This window comes from Methylobacterium trifolii, assembly GCF_022179685.1.
GTDB lineage: Bacteria > Pseudomonadota > Alphaproteobacteria > Rhizobiales > Beijerinckiaceae > Methylobacterium > Methylobacterium trifolii.
Genome location: NZ_BPRB01000368.1, coordinates 1 through 8,555 on the forward strand (window position 1 = coordinate 1; position 8,555 = coordinate 8,555).

General features: G+C 53.5%; 4 protein-coding genes and 1 pseudogene. 1 reads left to right on the forward strand and 4 read right to left on the reverse strand.

All coding sequences use genetic code 11. The annotated features are described in order from the left end of the window. Positions 1–222 (forward strand): annotated as a pseudogene (locus COGEMETH_RS24580) (IS5/IS1182 family transposase); the annotation flags it as partial. 67 nt (positions 223–289) lie between these two features. Here COGEMETH_RS24580 and COGEMETH_RS24585 read toward each other — a convergent pair. From COGEMETH_RS24585 to COGEMETH_RS24600, 4 genes are all read right to left on the reverse strand, one after another. Next, positions 290–469 (reverse strand): hypothetical protein, encoded by a 180-nt coding sequence (locus COGEMETH_RS24585; RefSeq protein ID WP_238185292.1) that lies wholly within the window; start codon positions 467–469, stop codon positions 290–292. After that, positions 466–1,533 carry a phytoene/squalene synthase family protein gene (locus COGEMETH_RS24590; RefSeq protein WP_238185293.1) on the reverse strand — a complete coding sequence of 356 codons (1,068 nt, stop codon included), beginning with the start codon at positions 1,531–1,533 and terminating at the stop codon, positions 466–468. Before COGEMETH_RS24590 ends, COGEMETH_RS24585 begins: the two co-directional genes overlap by 4 nt. Beyond that, positions 1,514–3,040, reverse strand: coding sequence for a phytoene desaturase (locus COGEMETH_RS24595; protein WP_238185294.1), 1,527 nt, complete (start codon positions 3,038–3,040; stop codon positions 1,514–1,516). The genes COGEMETH_RS24590 and COGEMETH_RS24595 overlap by 20 nt, the downstream gene beginning before the upstream one ends. A 604-nt stretch (positions 3,041–3,644) precedes the next feature. Beyond that, entirely contained in the window at positions 3,645–8,249 is a 4,605-nt protein-coding gene (locus COGEMETH_RS24600) for a glycosyltransferase (protein ID WP_238185295.1), read from the reverse strand. Positions 8,250–8,555: the final 306 nt, after the last annotated feature.

Genomic DNA, 8,555 nt, shown 5'->3' on the forward strand with positions numbered 1-8,555 from the left:
CAGCCCGGCTACGACCTGACGCCGGCGCAGCGCAAGGCCAACCGCGCCCGCTCCAAGGTTCGCTCGGCGGTCGAGACGGTGTTCGCCGGCCAGAAGCACCGCTTCGGCCTGTTCGTGCGCACCATCGGAATGGCCCGAGCCCGGACCAAGATAGGGATCGCCAACCTCGCCTACAACCTCAACCGCTTCCTCTGGATCGAAACCCGGCCGGTGGCGGCCTGAGGCAACCTCGGGATGGCCCGCTGAGCCCAATCGCGACCACCGCCAGACGGCCAGAACGCCAGTCCGATCACGCCAACGCTACGGGCGGCCTCAAACCGACAGCCAAACCCCGCAATTGCGCGGTTCTTCGAGGTGTCCGGTCGCGGCGGATGCTGCGCCGGACCGCGACGAGCTGCCAGAGCGCCAGGCCGAAGGCGAGGGCGAAGACGAGGCCGATGTCGAAGGCGGCGAAGAGGCCGTCGCTCACGGGGCGGCGCCCGAGCCCTCGAAGCCCTCGCGCTCCCGCAGGGTCTCGATCAGGTCGAGGACGTGCACGACCTTGCCCGGCACGTCCCACCAGGCCGGCAGGTTCTTTTGGCGTTGCATCGGGGCGACCGCCGACCGGGCGACGGCGTCCACGAGGTAGGCCGTCTCCGGCAGGGGCGGGGCGGCGAGCCCGTCCGAGCCCCCCGGCGTCAGCGCGGCGCGCGCCAGCAGGGCAGCTTTGCGGGCACCGCCGACGCGGGCGCGGCGGCCGACCGAGTCGAGGGCGTTGGCCTCCACCGCGCGGCCGATCTCGGCATAGATCAGGCCCGCCGCGCGGATCGCCGGGCGGCAGGCCGGCGGCAGCGCACCGATGCCGGGCTCGGCCCGGGCATAGAGCATGCCGGCCGCATTCAGCAGCCGGGCGATGACCGCGCGCAAAGCCGGCGTGGCCTCCGGGCGCGCCAGGAAGGCGTCCGCGTCGATGCCGGCCTCGGCCAGCCAGTCGAGGGGCAGGTAGAGGCGGCCGGCGCGGGCATCCTCGCCCACGTCGCGGGCGATGTTGGTGAGCTGCATGGCCACGCCCAGGTCGCAGGCGCGGGCGAGCGCGTGAGGGTCGCGCACGCCCATGATCAGCGTCATCATCGCGCCCACCGCGCCCGCCACCCGCGCGCCGTAGGCCGAGAGCTCCGACAGCGTCGCGTAACGGCGCTCCTGCGCGTCCCAGGCCAGGCCCTCGATCAGGGCGCGGGGCAGCGCCTCGGGGATGGCGTGGGTGGACACGATCTCCGCCAGCGCCCGGTCGGCGGGCGCGTCCACGGGCCGGCCGGCATAGACGAGGCTCAAGCGCTCATCGAGGCGCCGTGCGGCGCAGGCGCGCCCGCTCCGGCTGCCGGCCTCGTCCACCGCGTCGTCCGAGAGGCGGCAGAAGGCGTAGAGCCCGTAGGCCGGCCGGCGCACGGTGGGCGGCAGCAGCATCGAGGCCGCGTAGAAGCTCTTCGAGCCCGCGCGGATCGCGGCCCGGCAGGCGGCGTGGTCCGTCGAAAGGTCAGGCGGCAACGCGCGCATCCGGCACCACGCGATCGAGGACACGGGCGGAGGAGAGCACGCCCGGCAACCCGGCGCCCGGATGCGTGCCTGCCCCCACGAGGAAGAGGTTCTTCACGTCCTCGGCCCGGTTGTGGGGCCGGAACCAAGCCGATTGCGTCAGCACCGGCTCCAGCCCGAAACCGGAGCCGCGGAAGCTGAGGAAGTCGTCGGCGAAATCCTGGGGCGTCGTCACCTTCGAGGTCACCAGGGCGCCCGTGAGCCCTGGCAGCACGGAGGCGTCGAGCGCGGCCTCGATCCGCTGCCGGTAGGGCTCGGCCAGTTGATGCCAGTCCTGCCCGCCGGCGAGGTTCGGCACGGGGGACAGCACGTAGAACGCGTCGCAGCCGGGGGGCGCGAGCAACGGGTCGGTGGCCGAGGGCCGGTGCAGGTAGAGGCTGAAGTCGTCGGCCAGCACCTTGCGGTCGAAAATGTCGGCGAGCAGCCCGCGGTAGCGCGGGCCCATCAGGATGGTGTGGTGGGCGACATCCGGAAACTTCCGGTTCGTGCCGAAATACCAAACGAACAGGCCCATGGAGGAGCGCGCCGCATCCACCCGCCGCCCGCTCCAGCGCTTCGTCTTCCCGCCCAGCAGGTGCTTGTAGGTGTAGGCGGAATCGGCATTCGACACGACGATGTCGGCCGCGATTTCTTCACCGTTGCGTAGCGCTACCCCGGTGGCGGTGCCGGATTTGGTGCGGATTTCCGCTACGTCCGCCCCGCAGCCGATCGCGCCCCCCTGCCCCCGGATCAGCCCGACGAGCCCGTCCACCAGCCGGCCCGTGCCGCCGAGCGCAAAGTGCACCCCCCATTGCCGCTCCAGATGGGCGATCAGGCAGTAGATCGCGCTCGCCCGGAACGGGTTGCCGCCGATCAGGAGGGGGTGAAAGCTGAACACCGTGCGCAGGCGCTCGTCGCGGATATGGCGCGCCACCACGCTGTAGACCGAGCGGTGGCCGGAGAGCCGCAGCAGGTTGGGGGCGATGCGCAGCATCGCGCCTACCGACTCGAAGGGCACGTGGCCCAGTTCCTCGAACCCGACCCGGCAGATCTCCCGGCTGGCCGCCATGAAGCGCTCGTAGCCGGAAACGTCGCCGGGCGAGAACCGGCGCACCTGTTCGCGCATCGCCTCCAAGTCGCCGCTGTAGTCGAAGGTCGCCCCGTCCGCGAAGCGGATGCGGTAGAACGGGTCCATCGGCACGAGGGCGACGTCGTCCTCCATCCGCCTGCCGGCCAGCCGCCACAGCTCCTCGAACAGGAACGGGGCCGTGACGATGGTGGGGCCGGCGTCGAACGTGAAGCCGTCCTGCCGGTGCACGCGAGCCCGCCCGCCAGGCTGCTCCAGCCGCTCCAGCACCGTGACCCGGTAGCCCCGCGCGCCCAGCCGCACGGCGGCGGCCAGCCCGCCGAAGCCCGAACCGATCACCACGGCGTGGGGGCGCCGGTCTGTCTCAGGGGCCGTCTGTACGCGGGGCTGGAGTGTCAACATGCCTTGACACTATGGCGAGGTTTTGCCGCTGTGCAAGACCTGAAAGCCGCATCCGGAACCTTCGGGCGGCGTCAGGGGATGGACGCCGCCGCCGGTGCACGACGCCTTGTCCCCAGCGCGCCTTCGGGGTCCGCCACGTTCTCCGCCTGATCGGCCGCTTTGAACTGGTGCCGTGCGGGCTTGAGGGAGACCTCGGAGCCTGTGCCCTGAGGAGTGGATCACTTTCCCATAAGCGTCCAGCACGCTCTCGTGCATAATCTCCGAGAGGGTCGGGTGCGGGAAGACCGTGTGCATCAGTTCTTCATCGTTGCTCTCCAGGTTCATCGCAAGGCCTTCAAAGGTGAGCATATTGATTTACATAGCCGATTCACCGTAAATCCGCTTGTGTGACCTGAAGCCAACCAAAGGAGCCCCTCGAAATTCGCTGGCACATCCTGGGCACAGTGAGACCGACCAATGGCATCAATTACGAAGCGGAACGATAAATCCTACACCTTTTACCTTAAGCTGCCACAGCAGTAACGTATGTCAACGTTACGCCGGGACTAGGAGTTACGCATACCCAAAAAATCAATAAAAGAACGAGATTATTTAATTTTCAAAATCAAGGATTCAATAAAATATCAATAGTCTGAAGTCGCTCAACTATAGCTTGACCAGAAACCTCATGATTAAATCTCTTTCTAATATCGCTTTGGCCTTTTAATCCCAAATCTTTGGCAAAGGATCGATTTTCGTAGAGCTGGCGCATTTTCTTTGCAGCATCAGTAATTGATGGATCCGCCCAACGAAGCCCAGCAGTGTATGGTGGATAATCTCGATCCAATGTTATCAAACTATAGTCGACAAGTAGGCTATTTGAGTCATCCATAAACTCGAGATTTCCTGAGTATCGTGTAGCAACTACTGGAATTCCTAAGAGCATAGCTTCAGCGATTGACAATCCTAAACCTTCGCTACGATGGAGGGATACATACGCATCACCCATTTCAACGAGACTAAGCATCTTATCGCGATCGTAGAGTTCATCAATAATTAGAATTTTACCACCTTTTGCCTCGCGCTTGAGAATTTCAAGATTTTTTGGATGCCGATCACCAAACGATACCTTAATGATTAGGCTAACATCACGACAATCATGGAATGCCAGGCGAAATGATCGAATTACAGCGATCGGATTCTTGCGATCCATTACGCTAACCATGTGAAAAGAGAATATAAAAACAAATTCCTTTTGATCTATTCCAAAATCTGCGCGCTTCATTGATAAAAACGGAGAAATCTCTATGCCTGGGAATAATACATTTACAGGTTGAGTGAATCGTTTACGAAGGCCAGTAGCAATGAATTCAGTTGCAGTCCAAATCTCGTCACATGCGAAAGCAGCCTTATCCCATGAACTAGGAATGTCCTCGAATTCCCAATACCAGTACGCTACACGATATTTGTCTTGTTTGGATTTATTTAGGCCGGAACGAGCGTATGACACGTCAAAAAATGGCTCCGGTTGGATATGGATAAGTGTTTTATCGTGGACTTCACATCCTAGATAAAAATCAAATGCACTAGAATCTATCAATGGATTGACTGGAACGTCCCGAAGGGTATATCCGTACCCGCTTTGCTCTAACCCTGCAACAATACTTTTGCATGAAATTTGCAGACCAGATGTATACGAGAAATGCCCGATGACATTAACCCCTGGGCGGGCGAGACCTTGTGCCAAACTATTTTCATCACGCACTTCACACCATTGTCTCGCAAAGACGGTTTGTCCGGATGCCGGAGATGCAAGATATCTTAACAAACTACGAGCAACCGTTACATCGCGCAAGGCTTGAGGATAGAGACGCTGTATATCTTGATCCGTACGAAAAAGTAACTTTAGTTGATCTATGTCACTCATAATATTTGGAATGTATTGCCTGTAAAGCCAATCATCACTAATGCTGTAATATTCGCTAAACCAGATCACGAGATCTTTCATTCCGAATACTGTTCCTCCTAACGGTACTTTCTCTTGCCATAATGGAGTTACTGCCCAAGCAACATAAAGATCACGAATAGGTTCTTCAGCCGCTTCAAGAAGATACCACCAAACTGCGACTTCGCTAAGCAATCCAATTTTCACTTGAGCGAAAAGTTTTTGACAGGCTGTCTTACGACCATCTGGTAAAATAATTAGTGGCTCAAATTCATCTCTCGGACCGTCATTGACTAAGAATTGCCGGCATTTTTGTCCAAAATTATTTGCAAATGCCAAGTCAACACAGTACCGTAATGTCGGATCAAGTCTTAGTAGATCCCATCCAATGTTTTTAACCCATTTTGCATATCCACCTTGTGACCCTTCCGAAAGCGCTCGAGGGAATTTCCGCCTTAGATCACGTCGACGTCTCAAAAAGTACAGTAAAATTCTCGCGCCCACTTCTGACTCAGCGGTAGAAAGATTTAAATTCGGCGTCCAAAAGATTTTGTTCCAATTTAGATTGGCAATTGAAGCTATGGCTCCATCGTCAAACAAATCAAGATTGGTGGTATGGGCTGTCCCGCCAATAAAATCAGAGATATCCGTTTGCATTTGACCGACTACACGGGGAGCTTTAGCGCTAGAATGCATAATAGGTATAAAACTTTGAACATCAAGATTAGGGTGATGGAAGGGATCATAGTCGATTCCTAAGTTGCGTAACCGTTTTGCAAACAATATTTGATCACTCGCAGGCGTTCGACTACCTCTCGAGGCGCCCTCGTGATGTATTAAAGGCTTATATGGCACGTATAACGTCTTGAATCCAGCTTTAAGTGCGTCAAGGCAAAATGTTATGTCGCTATATGCAAGAGTAAAGCTCTCGTCATAACCGCCAATGATATCATACACATTTCGCCAAACTAAGTGACATGCACCCGTCACCGATGTATAATTTCTTAATACATGTGGAGATCCAAATATACCCCAATTATTATCATTGTTATTGTGATTCCAGAAAATGTGCGCGGCTAATTTGAAAACTCCGAGCGCTACACCCGCATGTTGAATATTTCCATTTGGATACAAAAGTTTAGCTCCAACAATGCCAACACCAGGGCGCTGCACCCATCGTACAAGCTCCTCAAGCCAATCTTCAGTAATTATTTCGATGTCATTATTCAAAAAAAGCAACAGCTCCCCAGAAGCCGCGCGCGCGCCAAGGTTACACGCTCGAGAGTAATTAAATTCTTCATTGTATGGTATTATAATGAACCCATTCAATGCAAGCTCTTCATAAAGTTTTAATGTAGCAATATTTGTAGATTGATTGTCCACTATAATAAACTCGATATTATTATAGTGCGTTTTTTCGAGTAATCCTTGAGATATTGACCTGAGTAAATCTGGTGAATCACGATTCGGTACTATCACAGAGACGCGCGGATAAATATTAAGTTGCCACGTTGAATAAATAGCGCCGCTGGCCAAGACGGATACTTGCGCAGCAATACATTGGCGTTGCCAGTATAGTTCGCATACTTTCTTATAGTTTTCAGGATAATATAAAGAACGATTGTAATCCAAACTAGAGACGTCACTTCGATAACATAATACAACGGGCAATCGACAAATATTTATTGCCCGCTCACTAGCTTTCAGATTCAAATCCCATTCACATGCTGCACCCGTCGTCTCAGTAAGTAGCATCCCCTCAACTAGAGAGGAACGAATAGCAGTAATTCGTCCAAAATAATTGTATGAAAGAAGAAGTTCCAGAGACCATTCAGGTTTTAGTATATATGTTGGTCCAACTCCACCATTGCCTGCAACTTCTTCGTCGGAATATACAATATCTGCATTCCCCTCTATCATTGCATCGCGTAACAATGATAAAGCACAATCTTTCACTATATCTCCTTCTTCAATGACTATGATATACGAACCTTTTGCACTTTTGACTGCATTTGGAAAGTGCAGAATCTTAGGTAGGACGCGACTGCTCGTACCCATCCACGGTTTCACAAGCCAAATATGTGCTAACTTATTAATATCAACAGCAACTTCAGGCAAATCGTTCGCGATTATAACCTCAAAAAGAACTCGTCCCTGTCGTGTAAGGCTTTCTAAAGTTCGGCCTATGTTTCCTCGGCTGCTTGTTCGGACTATTATAGTAAAACTAAGAAAATCTAGAGCTCTGACGCGAAATTCATCCATGTATCTACTGTTGTTATTAGGCAATTGGCCAGTAGCCGGCCAATAATATGTCAGATAATGAGCTAACGATCCTTGTTTGTATAATTCGGAATCTGGATGGTCCGCAACATAATTCTCAAGCGAAATTTCTTTGCTCGGCGTCCGACCCTCGTAAGCACCATATTTGATGTAATGCTGCACAGGGCTCAATCCGCTATCAGCTACATCCGGATAATTTGTTTGGTACCATAATGGGTCTAAATATGGATTTGGCCGATATCCTTTAGAAATCCCGTATAAGAGATAATGTTCAATCGCTGATATGTTTTCATTAAACAATTTGCTATAGTTTTCGATATAATAATACGGATCGAAAAATGGGCTTGGCGAATGTACATTAAGATGAGCTACCTCAATATACGCATCTAACGCTTCAGAGTTATTGAGTCTCCCATCATGATATGTTGTCGAATACCATTCTGCATCAAACAATAAGGACTCCAAGAGAAGTTCTTGAAAATCAGGGAGCAGGAAGCTACTTGTCGTGGCTGCAAGATAATGTTTATGGCTTACGGATCTATTGTTCAAATAATCTATAATTGGGTGTAATTTGCTAGTCAGCAACTCTGGATGTTCTGATATATATGCTTTTATATTGAAAGTCGAATTTGGCGATGTTTGTTGTGTTAAGCAAAATGTTGTAAAGTGGTCTAAAGGATCCCAGCCTGTACAACGTAACTCTGGATAGGCTTCCAAGTACCACCTGTCATCGAAAATTCCTGAGCTATCTATAGTAGCGCGATTGCGCGACCAGACTGTCTCTAGATCATCCAAAACAAATACTGCCTCGTTGATAAGTTTTTCGCTTGAATTAGGTCCAAATTTGTTGTTTTTCGAGGTTAGGTATGATTGTAAAAAAATCGCTGCTGATATTGAGCCAGTGTATATTTTTGTGCGGGAAATAAATATAATTTTTTTACGTATTTTAACAGTCCATTTGCTTATTATACTGGAAAATATTGTGCGATTGTCTTTTGCTTTCATACGCGACGATCCCAAGCCTTCGGAGTTCTCGAAGATGTTCAAGCTACCAGATTTGTGATATGAGGTGCAACTCGTTAGAGCCGGTGCCGGTTCGAGGTGGGTGGAGTGCGTCGTATACAAGCGAGGCTGTGAGGATTGTGATTGCCCAGTTTGGTGGCTCTTGCCCGCTTTGACCTGCTCCATTGAGGTGGTTCGTCGCCGGGTTTGGTGTAAGGGTGGCTCGGCGGCTGGCACGTGGTGTAGGTCGTCGCTATCACGCAGATCTGGGGATGACCCTGGTCTGCTCCTTGTCCGGCGCCGCCACGT